A 19,117-nucleotide genomic window follows, 5' to 3' on the forward strand; every position below is an offset into this window, starting at 1 on the left:
GTTTATTTTAGAAGAAAAACCCAAAAATGTCAAACTCTGGCCTCAAACACCTAAAAACTGCACAAATTTGAGGGTTGCCACCGGTAATCCACGTTTTCAAAGCTCGTGGTTGACATATTCTGCAGGTGCACTGTCGGCAAACCATTATCCCAACTGCCACCATCTATGCCCTCAAGCAAATTCTTGAATTTCACGTTATCAAGCCAAAGTGCGCCGTGATTTGCTTTAATGCCGGCCGTAGTTATCCCCGGGACGCCATTATCAGGATACTTATCGGTATTGCCGATTTGAGAATTGGCGATGTTTAAAATTGAATCGGTTGCTAAAATTGTATTTCCGGGCGGACGACTGTCCCAAATGGTGGCATGATTAAATTTCAGGTCTGAATTATTGGCAATTATCATTCCATCCGTGTCTTTGGTTTTGAAGGGCAATAAATTTCCATATTTTATTTCAACATGATCAAAAGAAGAAGAGGAATTGTAAAACCGGAGATTCCCCCACTTCAAACTTGAGGACGTGGCCAAAATTTTAATCGGACTCGCGGCTGTGCCTTCGGCAATTATTGATCCATCTATTGTTACGACCGTGTAATGAGACAAATAAATATTCGTACCGGGCCAAATTTTTAATGTGGATGAAGCCGAAACATCCAGAATATTAATAATTACGTCCTGATTTAATTCAGCGAATGATTCATTGATACTGACACTCTCCAAATACGGTAAATTTACAACATTGCCGGAAAAACTTAAGTTACTTAAGTTTGGCCAACTGTGTTTTATTGTAATTGGGCTGATCGCATTACTGAAATTGGTAAAACTGGAATTTAAGATTTCAATCTGGCCGCCGTCTGAAAAAACTGCGTAATCGCCGTGAGAAAAACTGGCGCCGTCTGCTTTCAGTTTGCCGGACACATCCATTTTTGCATCATCAACATACCCTTGGATGGTTGTGCCAGACGCGATTTGTAGCGTCATACCGACCGGCACAACATAGTGTCCCAACAAATATGGATTATTTTGCGCGGTCAGTGTACGAATTGTGTCTTCTTGGACATTATCTAACACAATGTAGCCAAAATTTGATTGCCGGGGTGAACCGTAAACCTGTTGGTCAGTACGATTTTTTCCTAACAATCTTGAACCGATGCTAGATTGCCAATTATCCGGATCACTGCCATCCGTTGAAGCGGCGACGCGTTCCATTGTTCTGTATTTGACAGTGTCGCCCGCAAACCAACTACTGGTCGCGTCTACCTCGTCTATTATGACACCGGCTGGATTTATAAGTTCAAGTTTCGCGCCGCCATTGGCAAGTCCGCCGGTATAAATTTCATCCGCCGCAATATCGCTAATCACACTGTCGGAAGTCCGTTCCAAAAGATAATACCCGCCCGCTGTTATTATTTTATTATTTATTTTGGATATTGTAATCGGATTATCATTAATTAAAATTTTCCAATCAGTTAAATCAATATCCGCATCAGTGTTGTTGTATAATTCAAGCCACTCATCACTGGAATAAGACGACGCAGTGCCGGCCCAGGCAACTTCGTTTATTACCACTTCCCTGCTTACAGGCGGAGTTGAAGATGGGGTAGGATCCGAGGTTGAAGTGGGAGTTGGGTCTGGAGTTGTTGTGGGTGTTGGAGTTGGAGTTGGAGTTGGAGTTGAAGTCGGCTCCGGTATGATTATCGGCGCCGGCGGTGGTTCTACTGAAACTGGAGTTGAAGGTAGCCCGATTGCATAGACAAAAGAAGTTGACACAGGCGAAACGGGTATGACGCTATCTTTGGCTGAATAATAAACATTTTCCGCGCCTTGGACTACAGATCCGATAACTTGATCAACTTTCCCTAAATTACTAACCCGTTCAGTCGGCAAATCAACAACCTTCTCTTTCTTCACTTCTTCAAAAAATAATTTGATCACGCCGGCGCTATAGCCGATCGCTTTTGGCAAAAGCCGCCGGGTATAATCAATTAAAATCTGCGAACTATTAACAAATTTATAATCCAAATTAAGTTTCCAATCCGTGGTGGCCAACGCATAAAGATTGTATTTATCCCCGTTGGGAAGAGTGGCCTTGGCCAACCGGGTTATTATCGGCAAAAAACTGCTAAAGGTTGTTGTTTCATATCCGGAAACAGAAATTTTTTGATAGGCCGGATCTTCAACAGTGTGATCGCTGTAAAAATTATTATTGGAATAACCGGCCAAAGCGTCAAAAGCTGAAGACAGCCCGGCTGCTTTAACAAAAAAATACTGTAAACTGCCGTAAATACTGTGCCAATTATTCTTTACAAACTGCTCATATGAATCACCAAGCACATGAATATCGTCGCGGGTATGGGCCGGCACAGTCGCGTCGGCCAGCAAATGCAAAACATGGCCCAGTTCTTTATAAGCCGACTCCATACGCCCTTTTTTAAAATCACTAATGGCCCTTTGCCAGCTCCGGTCGCCTAAAGAATAATTTGTTTGCGCGTAAGGACTTACGGCCCACTCTTTTGAAGATAGATACAGCCCCTTCAAACCAATCGCGCGCACCGGATCATAAAAATGGTTCATCCAGCGGGTGGGTGTGTCTTCGTCTATCGCGCCCTGCTTAATCCAGCCGATTTCTTCTTTAGTCAGTTGGTTGTTAAATTTTTCATTGTATACATTCGCGGCCAATTCAACAATGTTTGGATGCGCGACATTGGTGTCATAGCTTAAAACATCTGTTTTACCGATTGGCACCAAAACCAAACAAAAAAATGTGAATAATAAAAATAGTCCCCTCCTTAACATATGTTTTTTAATTTAATTTAGTAAGATTCAATTAACCATACGCCTTGGCTATTTTTAATGAAGGTTATAAAATTAGTAATTTTTTGACCGTTAGACGTGCCCGCGTAAACATAAGTGGCTTTGGAATCACCGACCACATCCGGTGTTATTTTGTCCAAATCGCTGACCATCAACCCCAGTTGGCCCCGGCTGACCACGCCTTGGATGAATTGTTTTTGACTTTCCCAATCACCTTCACGAAAACAACATTCCACGGCGGCATTGATGTTGCCATCTTTAAGCGCGGAAATAAATTTTGCGTGCGTTTGCTCCGGAGTTTGCGCGGTTAACACATCCTGATTAATTATTTGCTGACCGGTTGTGTCAGTCGCGACCTTGGACTGTTTATTAATAAACCAGCCATAACCAAAAAATACCCCCGCGGTTCCGATGACCAGCAAAAGAACCGCGGCCAAAAAAAACTTTATTCGCATAGAATAAAATAAATTAATTATAAGGGCATGGGAGCCCTCCTTTTTGAGAGAAGACCTTTAAAAAACAACCCCGACACAAAAATCGGGGTTACTTTCCCCTCCTTAATTATCAGTATAGCACAGAAAGCAAGAGCTGGCTTGTGTTTTGCTGTGGATAACTCTTGTCTTACTTGAAAAAAAATGTTATGGTTTATTTATGACTGAAGATTTAGTGAAAAAAACAGCAGATTATGTGCGGCAAAAACTCCACCATGAACCGTCCGGCCATGACTGGTTTCATGTGCAGAGAGTTTGGAAAACTGCTAAATTTATCCAGAAAAAAGAAGGAGGCGATCTTTTGATTATTGAACTGGCCGCCCTGCTTCATAATTTAAAAGAGCACCATTGTTCCCTTTGTCATGACCGAAAGGCCACGCTTGCCGTTAAGGGCATGATGGATGTAATCGGTATAGATGAAGAACTGCAGGACAAAATCATTGAAGTTATTGATGACAGTAAATATAAGGCCGGACAAACCCGTTTGCCAAAAAGCATTGAGGGAAAAATTATGCAGGATGCCAACTGGCTTGATTCTCTGGGAGCTGTGGGTATTGCCCGCGTCTTTGCCTCCGGTGGATATCATAGCAGACCAATTTATGATCCGGCTATAAAAATTCGCAAATATCTAAACTATAGGGAATATTTAGAAAAAAAACAAACCACCAGTTTTAATTATTTACACGAAAAGGTGTTAAAGGTGGCCAAACTGATGAACACCAAAACAGCCAAACGCCTTGCCCGCGAACGACTGGCCATTGTGCTTAGATTTATAGACGAAATGAAAAAAGAATTATAAAAAAACAGGGACCGCGTCTTGGACGAGGCCCCTACTACTCAAGCGAAGCCAGAGTCACTTCTGTTTCTATGTCGTAGAATTTGAAGATTTGTTCGGTCCGTAGTTCCTCCAGGTGGTACAATCTGTCCAAAATGTGACGCTCACTAGGTGGGCTTTTCTTGATCAACCTGCGAAGTGATGACAGGTGGACGTAGACAACCCTGCGGGCCAACATGTCTATACTCTCACAGTCGTGAAAATTCCGACTGTGTTTGTGTTTTCTGTACCAATCTTGTACACCGGGATCTCCCCTGTCCTTAAGCTGAAAACCAAAGCACTGTACCCACGGAGGCATGCTCTGCAGAACAGCCAAACTGTTATCAAAAACCGCGGCTCCGATGTTCAGGCCAGGATAATTAAGCCCATTAATATGCACTCCGATCGCCTCGCCCTTCTTTTCCGGTCCGGCACACCTAAAAAAATAACTCTCATCAGGCAGGCCGAGCTGATTAAAGATGTCATTGGAGATAAGCAAGTGCAAATTTTTCTCAAAGATGTCTCGCCTATGCTCCTTGATATTAGCAACGATGAAGTGGTAGTTATACTTGGGATTGTGCCACAGGATTAACACCTGGCGGATCAGCTGCACCATTTCGTAGTTCGGCTCGGTGTCTCTGTTGGGAAAATCAGGAAAAAGTACACCACCGACATCAATGTAGATAACATAGACGACTTCTTTGAACTTCATTAGTTTTGAAGGAACCAAGCTTCGCATGTGCCCCCTCCCGGCATGTTTAAGGTAACTTTATTTTACAAAGAGAATACTGTCAAGAAAATCATCTACCGCTTTAATGAATATTTTTGGTTTTGCCAGATGAACATCATGGATGGAGTTTACTTTTACCACTTTAATATTTTTTACAATTGAACGGATTTTCTCTTCGTCACGATCATCCAAGGCGCCGAGCAGTCCCCAAGTTTTATGCCTGGACCAATAGGCATGTATCAATAAAACCGGACATTTAATTTTTTTCAATGTTTCTTCCGGATCAAAGCCCTCGGTCAATCTGCCGTCAATTGTTGCTTTTGAAAAATCAACATCATACTCACTGATAAATTTTAAACCGGCCCTTTGATCAAACCGAGCATTAAGCAAATCATATGGCCGGGACGGACGAATTTTTTTATTGAGTTCCAAGCTTATCGCCCTATAACTTGCTATAAAAGAAGGCATCATTAAAAGTTTTTCCTTGCCTTCTATCGGAATTCCCTGTTTAGCAAAAAAACCTTTTATGTCTCTAGTTGGCTTTCCCAGCGTTTCTACGGCGGTGTCAAAAAGGCGATACATGAATTTTTCTTCTTTAATTCTTGGATACATTGAAGAAAAAAGAGGCGGGTCTTCGCTGATTGCCATGGAAACATTTTCAGGAGCATTGGCTGCCAGCCATAGAGAAAGCACGGCCCCCGAAGAAAGCCCCGATACAATCGCGGATTTTTTAACAACGTTTTTCAAAAATTCTTTGAGATCCTCTCCGATTATATTATACGAATATTCTCCCGGGGTGCGCGTTGATTTTCCATGCCCCCGAACATCAACAATAAAAACGTGATAATTTTTTGAAAAATGAGGCAGCACCAGTTCATACCCCTGCCAGAATTCCATCTGACCCGGAATAAATAACAAGGAAGGACCGTTATCCGGGCCCTCAACATAATTTAAAGTCACTTTTCCGGTATTGAATTTTTTTTCAGTAAATCCTTTGGGAATGGTCTCAACGGAAAGTCGAAACGGATTAAAAGTTTTTACAAGTAAAAAAACCACTACTCCCAAAAATATCCAAAATCCGGGCACATGATAAATTATCACGGCTAAAATCGCCAAGATCCCTAAAGCGCTATAAATAATTGCTTTGCTCATTTTGTGTGTAATAAGTGCGGAGAGGGTGGGATTTGAACCCACGGTACGGGTTTAAAACCGTACAACACATTAGCAGTGTGCCGCTTTCGACCACTCAGCCACCTCTCCATGAGATAGGAACATTATACTTCTAAAATATGCCGAAGTCAACCGCTTTTGGCTAACACAAAACCCCGGACCTTATTGGCTCCGTTTTGTTTTAAAACCTTCGCGCACTGCGCCATGGTGGCGCCGGTGGTATAAACATCATCAACCAATAAAACATTTTGCGGAGGCGCATCTGCTGATTTCCAGGCAAAAGCGTCTTTTACATTATTTTTTCTCTGTTCGCCGGAAAGTTTGGCCTGCTGGACGGTGTTGCGAACCCGAACCAAACCCTTATTTTCAATCGGCAAATCAAAAACTTCAGCCAGGAGTTCAGCCAAAATCTGCGACTGGTTAAAACCTCTTTCACGCTGGCGGCGCGGGTGAAGAGGCACCGGCACAATTGTAAAACCTGAAACCAAGTCGCATTTCAAAATAAAACTTTTCCAAATTTCAGCCATCTCACGCGCGTATCCGTATTTAAAACCGCGGATTAATTTGGCAATAAAATCCTGATCATTATAATAAAACAAATAAAACAGCCCGTCTAAATCCGTGCCCGCTAAATCAACTGAATCAAAATTTACTTTCGCTGTCTCAATTTTTCCCAAACAGTTTTCACACAGCCACTCCCCCTCCCGGCCGCACTTGGCGCAAAAAATTGGAAAAAATAAATCTTTTACAAATTTTACAAAAACAAAAAAGCCCCCCTTCATATATATTATATTTTAAGCAAACTTTATTTCCAAACAAAATCACTAACCAGCCAACTGGTGCCATTTTTCACCATAGACACCGTCACATTCTGATGCAAAGTAGTTGAAACGCCGTTTTGTTCTTTAATAACCGTTGCCTGCATTTGCACTGTGGCGGACGCGCCATCCCAATCCGACAAATTTGAAGTAATCACCTTTGCGGTCGCGCCGACAAAATTGGCGGCCGGGCCGGTGGTAATTTTGGCTTTTAATTTTGACCACAAAGCCGGCGTTACCAAGTCCTGCACGTCTTTAATGTTTTGAAAATTACTGTCAGTTGAATAAGTGCCATAGCGTTCCGCAAAAATCTTTGCTAGTTGCTCTACACCATTTTGTTCAACCTCCACCGAGGTTAATTTTTTTACTGGCATGCCCGGCGTCACCGTGGTTGCTCCCTGTCCCAGCTGGGCCGAATTAAAATTATCTTTTTCAACAACACTTCCCGTAGTGGTGGTCGGGTTCTGCGCAATTTGCTCTTGCGCCGCTTTTTGCTTGGCATTAATTATTAAAAAAACACTGATACCCAAAACTAGCAAAACGACCAAGCTGACAACTACGAAAATTCTGGCGCGTAAAGACATATGCTATTTTGTTTGTTGTTCAAATTCTTTTTTGGCTTTTTCAATATCCAACAGCTGTTGGGGATTGGTGGTAACAATCTGATCTTCGGTGTAACTGGCGACAACCTTGATGGCCGCGTGTTTTGATCCGGCAAAGAAAATCCCCTCGCCTACGCCGCTTTCTAAAAGCAAATATTTTTCACCTTCGGTCAGCATAAATGTTTTTTGCACCGTATCAATGGCCGCCGGTGACTGGCGCAGTAATAATTGCAAAGACGAATTAGTGACAATGGCCTGGCCGTATTGCGACCTTAAGAAATCATTAACATCCTGCGTAATCGTGGTCACGCCCAAGAAATATTTGCGGCAGCGTTTGACCAAAGAAAATATGAACTGGGCGCTGTCTTCGTGTTGCATCAGCCACCAGGCCTCATCAATGGCCAAAATGCGCTTTTTGCGCTCGGAACGCACCACGTTCCAAATGTAATTAACAATCGCGTAAATTGCCAAAGGCCGCAACTCATCTTCCAAATCGCGCACGCTGTATACCACCAATTGATTTTTCATGTCCACGTTGGTGGGCGCGTTAAACAAACCGCTGAAAGTGCCTTCGGTAAATTTTTTCAGTTTCAAAACCAGTTCATTTGAGCCCTCCATACCTTCCAAAATCTCCTGCAAATCCTGCATAATCGGCGCCTGTACCACGCTCAAATCCGCTTCCGGCGTAATGTCTTTTTTGGCGTAGGTTTCAATCAAAGCCCGGTCAATGATTGAATCCTGTTCGGTGGTTAACCCGCCGAACATAATACGCAGTAAGCCCTTGGCGGTAATGACCGCGCTTCGGATAATATCTTCCGTGGAAAATTCCTCGCCGCCGGTTGGCCGCGGCAAATCAAACGGGTTTACCTTGCTTTCCGATGACAAGGAAATGTTTATATACGTTCCTCCGACCGCTTCGCACAGATGTTTGTATTCCATTTCCGGATCAATCACAATCACATCAACGCCGGTCATCATAGTGCGCAAAATTTCTAATTTTATGGTATAACTTTTACCGGCGCCGGCGGTGGCAAACACCACCATATTAGCATTCATCAAAGAAAATCTGTTAAACAAAATCAAACTGTTGTTGTGGCGGTTAACGCCGTACAAAATTCCGTCATCGGAAGTAAGTTCGGCCGAGATAAACGGAAAAGAGGCCGCTATCGGCGACGAATTCATGTTAAAAGCAATCATCAGTTCGTCGTTGGCCAAAGGCAAAGTGGAGTTATATCCCTGTTCCGACTGATACAGCACCTTGCGGCTGGAAATGAGTTTTGAACCGAAAATATTTTCAACGTCTTCCGAGGTCTGATCAAGTTCTTCTTTGGTTTTGGCGTAAAGCGTCACGTAAAAAGTAAATTGAAAAAAATGCTCAATGCCTTGGGTGAGATTGTCGCGCAATTGTTCAATGTCGCGCAGCGCTGTTTCGCGAATCGGATCACGTGGTGCGCCTTTTTCCGTGTCAGCGTTTAATTGCGCTTCCAAAGCGCCGACTTTGTTGCGCAATTGCTTTAAAATAACGGCCGACTTCACCGGATAAAAGAACATGCCGATATCCATGGTGATTGATAAATTCAAAACCGGCGAACTCCAGCCGATGGAAATATACCTCGGATAACTGACCACAAAAATCGTCCGGCAAAATATATCGCCGAGCTTGATATAATTTGACTCAACATTAAAAGCCGACGGGGCGATCAAGTCCTTAATTGACACCGCTCCCTCGCGATAAAGGCGCTCTTCTTCAAGAGTGACCAATTCTCCGGCCGCCTGATTTTTCAGTTTTGTTTCTTCGGTCTCGGGTGCGGGCGCGCCGGATGCCGTTATTTTGCCTAATTGTGGTCTAAAAGCCATATAATATACTATTCTACTTGCAATTGATTAACCGGCCCCAAGTGTTCGCTAAACGCAATATCCGGATTATAGGTTGAATAAAAAAGCTCAATTAGCGACTGGGTGTCTAACCGCACCACTTCCAAATTCATACTGGCCAAACCGGATTCAATTTGCCGGACTCTCATATCCAAATCATGTTTTCTCTGTTCAAACCGGCTTTCTTTTAGTTTCACGGTCTTGGCCGGGTTGATAACTTCCGAACTCCGTGACCAAAAACCGCGTTTTTTGTTTGACATGGGATCATAAGGCACAACCACGTAAAATTGCTTGCTCATAATTTTCCCTAAACTGACCAACTCGGAAACAAACGACCGGTAATCCGCGATTTGTGCCCGTAGCAGTTCATTGGTCTGCGCGCGCTCCTGCTCCAACAATTTGGCCAGATACGGTTTGATGTATAACTGTCTGGATTGAATTACAATTTGCAAAGGAAAATCAATTGAATTTAAAAAAGATATATATGAAGAAACAATCGCATTTTGCTCGTCTTCATTTTTTAAAGCGAAATTAATACTGGAGACCATCATGACCGCCCGTAAAGTGCCGTCTTTCATCACAATGCTGTCGGATTTAATTTCCGCGAACGGCAAATGATGCTGGGTTGAAGGGAGCGACTTTTTCTTATTAAGCGCTTGTTTATTTTGCATACTATTCTTCGGGGTTATAATATCCGCCGGTGTTTACGATAAGCGATAAATCCCTGATGCGGTTATATGACATTCTGGGCAATTCTTTGACTGCTTCAATCACTTCAACTTTAGACGCGTCCCGAAGTTCAACCAGTTCGGCCTGGCTAAAAATTTTCTGCCAAATGCGGCGGCTGGGACGCCTGACGGTTTGAATGATGTTTAAAAGAAAATAATGAAAGGCCTGTCCGTTTATTTTTACAAAAGCGATAACCAGCGCCGAACCGCCGATAATGGCCGCCAAAAATATAAACAGGGTCAGGTCAGTCAGCTTAAAACAAATAAATAAAATCAATCCGGCCGAGAGCAAAATCAAAAATTGTCTGGTCGTCACCGGCCCGAATATTTTGTCCTCAACGTCTATAAATTGCGGCACCACGAATTGTTCCATAGGTCTTTACATTATAGCTCTTTTTCCATTTCTATTAAAGCGTCAATTTCACCCAATTGAATCCTGTTTTTATCGGTTAAGGTGGCGGCCAGGGTGCGCCGGTTAGCCAACGATTCACAAACCGCATTCAGATAATCCAGATAAAGCGGCGACTTATGATAGGCCTCAACCCCGTCCATATACAATAAAAATGATTCATCCTGCAGATTTAACAATTTTTGTTTTAATCGTTTGGCTGATTCAGCCGGTTTGTCGGATAATTTTCTAAAATCAGAAATGGTCAGGTATTTTATCTCTTCCACCGGTCCCATCTCAATCGGAGACGCGGTGATGTCGCGCACAAACGGCTTAATCGCCGGCTGGCTGTTGGATAACGAGAAAGACGGTTCAAACTTTTTTATAATTTCTTCTTTTTTGGGCGCATTAAATTTGGGCGCGCTAACCGGATTAACTGCCGGTTTGCGTTCAAAAGGATTAAACGGCGCATCTTTAGTCGGCATTTCCCGTAGTTCAACTTCCTGGCACGCCTTTAACAATTTTTCGGCCTGTGCCGGCAAAAGTCCGAGACCGCCGTCTTTGGTCTGCCGCACTGCCGTCTCCCTGGTTTCTTCATCACTGCGCAAATCTTTTAACCGCAACTGAATCACGCTGCGCATTCTGTTTTTAAACTCCTGCGGGATCTTAAAATCAAGTTTGGCCACCACCTTGTCCACTTCGCTTTCCCTGGTTTGACTGGTTGTCGGCGCGGAATTATCTTTTAAACCCAACTTTTCTTCCAACAGCGAGCTGGCATCATCGCGCGTCCAATTTTTTTTCGGTGGCTGGGGCTGGGGTTTTGGTTGTTGCCTAATTGGCGCCGGCGGTTGAACCGGCTTCGGTGTTGGTTTGGGGGCTGGCTGTGGCGGCGCGTTCTGTTTTCTCAAATCAGAAAGTTTCATCATAACAAAACTGCCGTCTGCTTTTTTTACCCGCACCATTGGTTGTTGATTTTGATCTGGCATATTTTTTATCCGCTCTCGCGGCGCTTTATATAGCCCATTTAAATTTTCCGTCTTTTTCGTCAAAATAATACAGCTCGGCAATTTTTGGATCTTTATATTTTTCCGATAATTCATTTAACCGGTTTAACACGCCTTCAATATTTGTAAATTCGCCCTGGGGGTTCTTTTTAAATTCAGAGGAGATTTGGGATTTGATTTCACTCAAACTTTTTTTATTTTCAACTTTAGGTTGCGGTGGCGCTTCAGTCGCTTCAACCATATCTTGATGCAAATAATTATCTACTGCATTCACAATATTATCCTCGTCAACTGTAGAAAAAAATATGGCTAATTCCATAAATCTTTCCATCATAACATTTGGGTCGGCCAAAAAATATTTGGCAATCACCGGATCGTTTTGAGGATAAATTATTTGCTTTAATTTATTTTCAAAATCCGCTTGCATGAGTGTGTCGGCACTGCGATTGACATTATTCATTTCTTTAATCAGATCAGAGATGATAACTTTTTTTCCTTGCCAATCTCCAACCTTTGCCTGTGATTCTAAAAAAACCGGCTTCATTTTCAAACACAGACTTTGCATGTCCGATTTTTCCAGCGTCTTCATTTCAAAATACTGCATCAACTGTTCAAGGACATCAAAGTCAAGTGCCAAAGCCATGGGAATTTGTCTGGCAACCGCCACATTAACCAAAAAATCACGATCTTGCGACCCGAACATTTTCCATGTCAGTTCAGTATAAATTCTAAAGTATGTCCATCTAAATTTTTCATCATCCAAAGATGAACTATTTCTAAAAAAAGCATCCAAAGATTGCCACGTCTCCTGCATCACGGATATGTTAACATGAGAGTCACGGATTTGCCGTTCAATATTCTCAAATTCTTGTGGTGTAATCTCGGTTACAGTTAACCTCATATATTGTTGTTTTACTTTGGCTTGCTATTATTTTTTTCCAAATCCTTTATCCATTCTTTAACCATTTCTTTTTGTTCCTTTTTGATGGTTTTTTCTACTCTTTCCAAGGCGCTCTTTATCAAGTTAGCCACAGCGCCCCTGTCTTTGCTTGATTGATCCACACTCGTTTGCAATTGCTTAAGTTTTTTCACATCAGAATACTGCAGGATGTCACCCAAATCTGTTTTGACATATTCATCAACCTGATCCAACCGTGTAGAAGTGAGTGGCGCTAACAAATCAGCCACTATCTTTATAGATTCATCGGATTCAACAATAGCTTTTCTGTCCTCATTTTTATCTACAGCTCCTTCCAAGCCAGCACTAATACTGGTAATTTTTGCGGATGACCTTGCGGCTGTTCTTCTTCTTTGAATATGTTCTTTTCCTCCAGCACTACCGGCATCTGTGAGCCCCGTGGTAATACTTCCATCTGCCTGTAATGTATCCTGGAGCAAACCGGCGACAGAAAACACACCCTGCCCTGCGGCCTTATCAAGGGACAAACGCAGCTGTTCCAACAAGGCCTGCGATCGTTCTCCGTGTATAGCGCCAAACTGCTTCACAGCTGCTTCCAACCCGTCTGGGCTTGCCGCTACCTTTTCACCAATGAGAGATGAAAATATGGCCGCTTGTACCTTCCTTACAGAACCAGCATCACTCGGATCTACGGAAATATTCTTAAGTAATTCCGGATCTACTAATTTTGAAATATTATCCATGTTTCCCAAACCAATCGCACCGTGCTGTTCCCAATTGCCAATCTGCATTTCTGCCAAGCTCTTTTGAATCTGCGAATGTTTAAGCTTAGCCGCCACGACTGCCCTCTGATCTCCGCGTGACTCGGCTGCCGCCAACTCTTTAAGCGCTTCGTCTTGTTTGTTGTATAATCCTTCCGTCCTAATAATTGACCTAGGGAAGTCAGTACCCACTGATTGCATATCAATTCTTTGTTTTGCTTGTTTGCTCAAAACATTTTCCAAATTATTTGCTTCAGAAAAACGATTATTGCTTCTCAAGACCGCATCCCTGGCGCGGGCCACATTACGTTCCTTTATTTCATTCATATCCGTATTCAACTGTTCAATCTGTGCTCTTCTGTCCGTAATATCCGCTTGCACAACTTTCCCTTGATCACTTGTTAACACTTTTTTGATCTCCTCTAATTCCTTCAGTTCTCTTTCTGCGTTCAACTTATCTTCCATTTGCTTAGTCTCCGCTTTGGCTGCAGCCGCACGCAACATCCTCTCTCCACCTTCTCCGGCCATTAATTTTTGCTTTATCCGCGCCCTATCTTCCTCTTGTGTTGCCTTTAACATCTGCTCTATATTTTCAGCTTCAATAGCAGATTTATCAGCATTATTTAATCGCTGATAATCAGAAGTTTGCCGAGCATCAAATTTCCCGGATGCCTCCAGTTCTTCCAAAACCTGCTTTTCTGATTTTCCCGCACCTTTACCCGCGGCAACCGCGGCCGCTATAGCTCTATTATCTTCATCTTGTTCTTCATATTTTGTCTGTAATTTTCGCCTCTTAATATCCTGACCGGTTCTCTTCAGTTTTTCCAAGTCCGCTTCTTCTTGTAGCTTTCTTTGGCCGGTCGGGGTCTTGCTGGTGCTTATTCTATGCTCTTGTTGCTCTATTGCATATTTTGCAGCTGTTTCTTCATCCTTTGCCAATTCATTCTTAAACCGCTGGGGTGCAAACATCAAACCAAGTCTGGCGCCATATCTTTTCCATCTACTTTTTTCTGTAAACTCACCTTGTTCATTTTTTCCAAAGGCAGTATCTATCCTTCTCCCCGCCGCTACAATTCTCGGCTCAACATAACCCTTGTTCCACGCTTGTGATACTCTGCTCTTTATACGAAGCCCTCTTGCTTGCCACGCCTCTCCACCCACAAGAGGAGCTTTCATCAAAGCAAACTTTCCGGCCTTTTTTCCGGCCTCCATACCCTTTCTACCCACATACCTCGCCGCGGTCAGACCACTGGCGATCTTAGCCGTCTTTTCAACCGCACTGCTAAGCATTGACCCGCCATACACTCCCAATTCCTGGGCCATTTTGGCTCCGGCCATCAGCATACCAATGGCAATGGCGAAGTTGGCTAAAGCGACCCAGGTCATGCCTCCGCCCACTCCTGATTTTTGGCCAACGCCCGCGTCATCAACAGCCGCCCAGGTATCACCGGCCGGCAGAGGATTATTGGCAGAACTGGTAATATCAGATTGAATATCACCCGACCCCAAAGTAACAAAAGCCAGCCAAATAAAAAAGGCAATGAGCGGACCAGAGACGACGTTGTTACCGAATTCTTTCCACCACCGATCGGCATAACCTTTTGTTTTTGGTAAAACATTTAAGACAAAAGCTAAAGGAGATAAAACAATCAACACCCAAAGCATAACCATCCTGGCTAACAGCATAATTGCAAAAACACCCATGGTCACCATCATCATTGCCGAAAAAACTAATCCGCCCAAAGATGCCAAAAATACATTACCGGGCGTAATTTCATTCGGCTTGGCCTGACGAGCCAGATTAAGAATATTATTAACATTAAACATGTTAATTAAATTCCCACCGGCAGTTGCGGCCACACCGTTGATAAAAGTGATCATTATCACCTGCGCGAAGTCAATTATAATTCCGGCAATTTGCCGGCTGAAGTTCACCAGTACGGCCGCGAATATTAATTTGCTTAATAATTTTTTCCAGGAATAATCTTCAATCCCCAAAATTGTGGCAAAAGCAATAATAAGCAAAACTATGACAAAAAACATGTTGGTTATGTCGCGCACCATGATCCAGCCGATATTTACGGCCGGAGACCTGATATATCCGTTATAACCCCCAAGAGTGATGACAAACTTAAGTAAAAATATTGAAATTTGAATAAACCAACCGGCGATTGTTAACAGTATGGTACCAATCAGATTGGCAGCCGTTGTCCATATATCTGCAGCAGCGGTGGCAAGTCCGGTTGCGCCAAACCACATGATTAAAATCAAACTCGCACAGATAATAAAACCAACCAAACCGATTCGCTTTCGCTTTGGTGTTAAAAACTGCCAAAATGTTTTTATTTTAACCGCAATAACGGCAAGCATGCTTAAATTATACCACATTTGGCTACTTCCGCGCAATAATATATAGATAGTGTCCCCAGAAAGGAAAAATCCTGTTTAAAATGCCATCAAAAACACCAGCAATCGGCATATCCGCGTAAGGCGGTTTGGCAAAAAACTTGACTGAAGAGAAGCCATTTCGCCTTAACCAGTGTTTAAATTTAAATGGCGAATATTTTTTGTGCGTGCCATAAGGCCAGCGTTTTTTTATGCGCAGATACCATTCCTGCATAACACCGAATGAAAGCAGATTCGGCTGAACAATAATTAACAAACCGTCAGGTTTGAGCACCCGGCGCGCCTCGGATATTGCTTTTTCAATTTCATCAAAATATGTGAGCACGCCCCAGCTTAACACCACATCAAATGTCTGGTCGCTAAAAGGCAAAGCCCGCGCGTCCGCAACCTGGTAAGTATTCATATTAGTTGGTTCAATTGCCTTTGCCCGTTCAATTGCCCCGCTGGAAATGTCTATGCCACAACCGGTTGTCTGAAAATTTTGTTGTAAATATCTTAGCGCCGCTCCGTCGCCACAGCCCGCATCCAACACTTTTTTGCCCAAAAAATCAATGCCAAAATTCACCAGATCAGAAATTTTTTCTTCTGTTTTAAACACCCGCCGCGGGTAAAGAGAATACTGATTATTTTTTAACCAGATGGCATCCCACCGGTCAGAGATAGAATTTTTTGGCATATTTCTACTATATTTCTAAACGGCGGGGTTGTCAATGAGTTGGCTAAAGATTATAATTCATTCTTGACAGAACCTCGTCTTTTGGCTATATTATCTGGTTCCCAACCTGGTGTTGGGTACGAAAAAGGAAAAGGAGAGGCACATGACCAAGATCGGCTTCTGTTTCGTGGCGTTTCTCGCGTTCATCCTGTGCGCCTGTGGTGGTAACTCCGGAACCGGTGATGGCGGCACGGACAACCACGACAGCGCCGTCAGCGACGGCACCCTGCCCAACGACGCCAGGGATACGGCCCCTTCGGAGTGCACGAGCAACGCGCAGTGCGACGATGGCATTGACTGCACGGACGACACCTGTTCGTCCTCGGGCTGGTGCACCAACACGCTGGTGCCGGCGCGGTGTCCGACAGGTACGTGGTGTAATCCCACCAAAGGTTGCGAGGCCGGAAAGGCCTGCGCCAAGGACGAGGATTGCGACAGCACCGATGCCTGCGTCGTGAACAACGGCTGTGATCCTGCCTCGCGCGTCTGCATGTGGTCAGTGCTTGACGGCGATGGCGATGGACAGCCCCCGCTTGTGTGCGGCGGAACCGACTGTGATGACAGCGACTCCGACGTCTACGCCGGAGCTCCCATGCGTTGCAACGGCAAAGATAACAACTGCGATGGGATCGTGGATACCGGAACCGCCACGGACGAATGGTGCAACGAGACCTACGGACCGGGTCACGCCTGCCAGTCAGGGCACTGCGTCTGTACGACCGGGACACAGTGCGGGTACACGTGTGCGGACTTGCTCACCGACAAGAACCACTGTGGCACATGTTTCAACCCATGTCCGCTCAATGAAGTGTGTGTACAGGGTCAGTGTGAGTGCCCGAGCAGTGGCCAGACATTCTGTGCTGTTGATGGCTGTGTTGACCTCACGAGCGACAAATACAACTGTGGCGAGTGTGAACACGGCTGCTGGGCAGACCAGACATGCGTAGCAAGTCAGTGCGCGTGTTCAGGCAACCTGACGCAATGCGGTTCGTGTGTGGACACACAAACCGACAACGACAACTGCGGTTCGTGCGGTCACGCCTGCAGCTCGCCTGCCAGCTGTGTGTCGGGTCAGTGCCAGTGTCCGACCAGTGGCCAGAGCTATTGCGATGGCGCCGGCTGTGTGGATCTTCAGACCGACCACGACAACTGCGGCACATGCGGGCACGCGTGCCGTGCAAGCGATACATGCTGGAGCGGCAGCTGCCCGGCTTACTGGAAAAACGTCGTGAGTAACACGGCGCTGAAGCTCAACGCAGTATGGGGAGCCGCACCCAATGATGTCTGGACTGTTGGAAACTACACCACTGGCTCCCTGGGAGGCGCCATCCACTGGAACGGTAGCTCGTGGGCGCCTATGGGTGGCGCGACATCGAAACTCTACGGAATCTGGGGAACCACGCTTAATTTCTGGGTCGTTGGAGAAACCAGCGGGTACCTCGAGGTCTGGAATGACGTCTCCGGCACTTGGGAGGGTATACCCAACGGGTGCACGACAGCTTCCCTCTATGGTATCTGGGGAACTGCGATTGATGATACCTGGTTCGTTGGAGCCGCCGGAACGACTGTCTATTTCAACGGCAGTACGTTCTCATGCGTCCCCAGCGGTTCAACGAATGTCCTCCATGGAGTAGGAGGCACCGCCAACAATGACGTCTGGACAGTAGGAGACGGCGGTACCATCCTCCATTGGAATGGAAGCACGTGGTCCAGCGTGACCTCCAATACGACGAACGCCCTCTATGGAGTGTGGGGCAACACCACCAGTGATGTCTGGGTGGTGGGCGACTACGGTACCACTCTTCACTGGAATGGAAGTGTGTGGTCAGCCGTCGTCAGCTACACAGGATCAAAACTCAACGGCGTGTGGGGCAGTAGTGCCAACGATGTCTGGGCTGTGGGAGATGTCGGGGTCATCCTCCACTGGAACGGGAGTAATTGGTCCACTGTTGCCACAGGGACAACGGCACATTTCTCTGCCGTGTGGGGCAACAGCGCTACTGACATCTGGGTTGTGGGAGAAGCGGGAACCACTCTCCACTACTACACGTACTGACACTAGCACTGCTTCGCTCCTTCCTACCTTTTCGCTCCTTTTCACCCCTTCGGCCCGGCCCTATCTGACTTCAAGGTCAGTGGGGTACGGGCTTTTTTATTTGCTAAGCCGAGCTAAAAGTGTTAATCTACCCTTGACAAGAGCTCATTTTTGTGCTATACTAATCTGTTAGTTTTTAAATAGGTTGTTCTTTACAAAGTGCTAAGTTGAGCCGAAAGGCAGAACTTAGCCAAATGAGATGGTAAGCCCAAGTTGGGGTGATAGTTGGTTCTAAAATCTTTAGACACAGCTACAACCCCAACCTTGGGTGGTTGGGAACAGGAAAAGGAGAAACCATGCGCTACAACATCAAGAAGATCCTCGCGATCATGGGCGGCTTCGCCCTTGTTCTCATCGCTGTTGCGGCCCTCACCGGCTGTGGTGGCGACGATCCCCAGTGCGGAACCGACGGTCAGCCCCCGTGCGACGTTCAGGCCGACGGCGGCACCGACGGCACGCCGACCCAGCAGGACGCTGGCGACGGCGGTGTCATCAAGACCGACGGCGGCGACGCGGGCGGAGATCCGTGCGCGGCGTTCAATCCTTACCTGAACGGATGGACCTGCAAAACCGCTCCGAATGACCCACTGTCGTTCTCCTGCAATTTCCTGCCTACCGCCGATGGCAGTGCATGCCAGATTGGCTGCTATGGCCACTTCTCGTGCATTGCTCCTCCGGAGATGTTGACGTCGCAGGAGTTTACCTGCGATATGATCGGCGCTCCCGGAAACATCCGCATCTGTGTCCACTAGTTCCACCCCACCATCTCGCTCGCGACGATTCACAAA

Annotated in this window: 16 protein-coding genes and 1 tRNA gene; 3 read left to right on the top strand and 14 right to left on the bottom strand. The window is 45.2% G+C overall.

Going from position 1 to position 19,117, the window contains the following annotated elements; all coding sequences use genetic code 11:
- Nucleotides 1-50: 50 nt before the first annotated feature.
- Both WC526_04075 and WC526_04080 read right to left on the bottom strand, forming a co-directional pair.
- Nucleotides 51-2,795 carry a lamin tail domain-containing protein gene (locus tag WC526_04075; GenBank protein ID MFA5062297.1) on the bottom strand — a complete coding sequence of 915 codons (2,745 nt, stop codon included), beginning with the start codon at nt 2,793-2,795 and terminating at the stop codon, nt 51-53.
- A 17-nt stretch (nt 2,796-2,812) separates the two neighbouring features.
- Nucleotides 2,813-3,268 carry a hypothetical protein gene (locus WC526_04080; protein MFA5062298.1) on the bottom strand — a complete coding sequence of 152 codons (456 nt, stop codon included), beginning with the start codon at nt 3,266-3,268 and terminating at the stop codon, nt 2,813-2,815.
- 196 nt (nt 3,269-3,464) lie between these two features.
- Between WC526_04080 and WC526_04085 the strand changes: the two genes are divergently transcribed.
- Nucleotides 3,465-4,103 carry a phosphohydrolase gene (locus tag WC526_04085; GenBank protein ID MFA5062299.1) on the top strand — a complete coding sequence of 213 codons (639 nt, stop codon included), beginning with the start codon at nt 3,465-3,467 and terminating at the stop codon, nt 4,101-4,103.
- A gap of 34 nt (nt 4,104-4,137) precedes the next feature.
- Here the strand turns inward: WC526_04085 and WC526_04090 are convergent, their stop codons facing one another.
- The 12 genes from WC526_04090 to WC526_04145 form a co-directional block, all read right to left on the bottom strand.
- Entirely contained in the window at nt 4,138-4,830 is a 693-nt protein-coding gene (locus WC526_04090) for a hypothetical protein (GenBank protein MFA5062300.1), read from the bottom strand.
- Between the two features lie 57 nt (nt 4,831-4,887).
- Complete coding sequence (locus tag WC526_04095; protein ID MFA5062301.1) at nt 4,888-6,000, bottom strand: alpha/beta hydrolase; 1,113 nt, start codon at nt 5,998-6,000, stop codon at nt 4,888-4,890.
- A gap of 17 nt (nt 6,001-6,017) precedes the next feature.
- Nucleotides 6,018-6,108: transfer RNA gene (locus WC526_04100), tRNA-Ser, on the bottom strand.
- 38 nt (nt 6,109-6,146) lie between these two features.
- Nucleotides 6,147-6,800, bottom strand: a complete 654-nt coding sequence (locus tag WC526_04105; protein ID MFA5062302.1) for a ComF family protein — start codon at nt 6,798-6,800, stop codon at nt 6,147-6,149.
- A gap of 23 nt (nt 6,801-6,823) precedes the next feature.
- Entirely contained in the window at nt 6,824-7,420 is a 597-nt protein-coding gene (locus WC526_04110) for a hypothetical protein (GenBank protein ID MFA5062303.1), read from the bottom strand.
- Nucleotides 7,421-7,423: 3 nt separating this feature from the next.
- Nucleotides 7,424-9,295 (bottom strand): DUF87 domain-containing protein, encoded by a 1,872-nt coding sequence (locus WC526_04115; GenBank protein MFA5062304.1) that lies wholly within the window; start codon nt 9,293-9,295, stop codon nt 7,424-7,426.
- 8 nt (nt 9,296-9,303) lie between these two features.
- A complete protein-coding gene (locus tag WC526_04120) occupies nt 9,304-9,984 on the bottom strand; it encodes a TraC family protein (protein MFA5062305.1) in 681 nt (226 codons plus the stop codon).
- Nucleotide 9,985: 1 nt separating this feature from the next.
- Complete coding sequence (locus tag WC526_04125; GenBank protein MFA5062306.1) at nt 9,986-10,414, bottom strand: PrgI family protein; 429 nt, start codon at nt 10,412-10,414, stop codon at nt 9,986-9,988.
- Between the two features lie 11 nt (nt 10,415-10,425).
- Nucleotides 10,426-11,415, bottom strand: coding sequence for a hypothetical protein (locus WC526_04130; protein ID MFA5062307.1), 990 nt, complete (start codon nt 11,413-11,415; stop codon nt 10,426-10,428).
- A 25-nt stretch (nt 11,416-11,440) separates the two neighbouring features.
- Nucleotides 11,441-12,334, bottom strand: a complete 894-nt coding sequence (locus WC526_04135; GenBank protein MFA5062308.1) for a hypothetical protein — start codon at nt 12,332-12,334, stop codon at nt 11,441-11,443.
- Between the two features lie 11 nt (nt 12,335-12,345).
- Entirely contained in the window at nt 12,346-15,483 is a 3,138-nt protein-coding gene (locus tag WC526_04140; GenBank protein ID MFA5062309.1) for a type IV secretion system protein, read from the bottom strand.
- A 22-nt stretch (nt 15,484-15,505) separates the two neighbouring features.
- Nucleotides 15,506-16,195 carry a class I SAM-dependent methyltransferase gene (locus WC526_04145; protein ID MFA5062310.1) on the bottom strand — a complete coding sequence of 230 codons (690 nt, stop codon included), beginning with the start codon at nt 16,193-16,195 and terminating at the stop codon, nt 15,506-15,508.
- Nucleotides 16,196-17,591: 1,396 nt separating this feature from the next.
- Between WC526_04145 and WC526_04150 the strand changes: the two genes are divergently transcribed.
- Complete coding sequence (locus WC526_04150; protein ID MFA5062311.1) at nt 17,592-18,290, top strand: hypothetical protein; 699 nt, start codon at nt 17,592-17,594, stop codon at nt 18,288-18,290.
- 335 nt (nt 18,291-18,625) lie between these two features.
- Entirely contained in the window at nt 18,626-19,081 is a 456-nt protein-coding gene (locus WC526_04155) for a hypothetical protein (protein MFA5062312.1), read from the top strand.
- Nucleotides 19,082-19,117: the final 36 nt, after the last annotated feature.

It is taken from the genome of Patescibacteria group bacterium (genome assembly GCA_041649475.1).
In the GTDB taxonomy this organism is placed as follows: domain Bacteria; phylum Patescibacteriota; class Patescibacteriia; order Magasanikbacterales; family GWA2-37-8; genus JBAZNA01.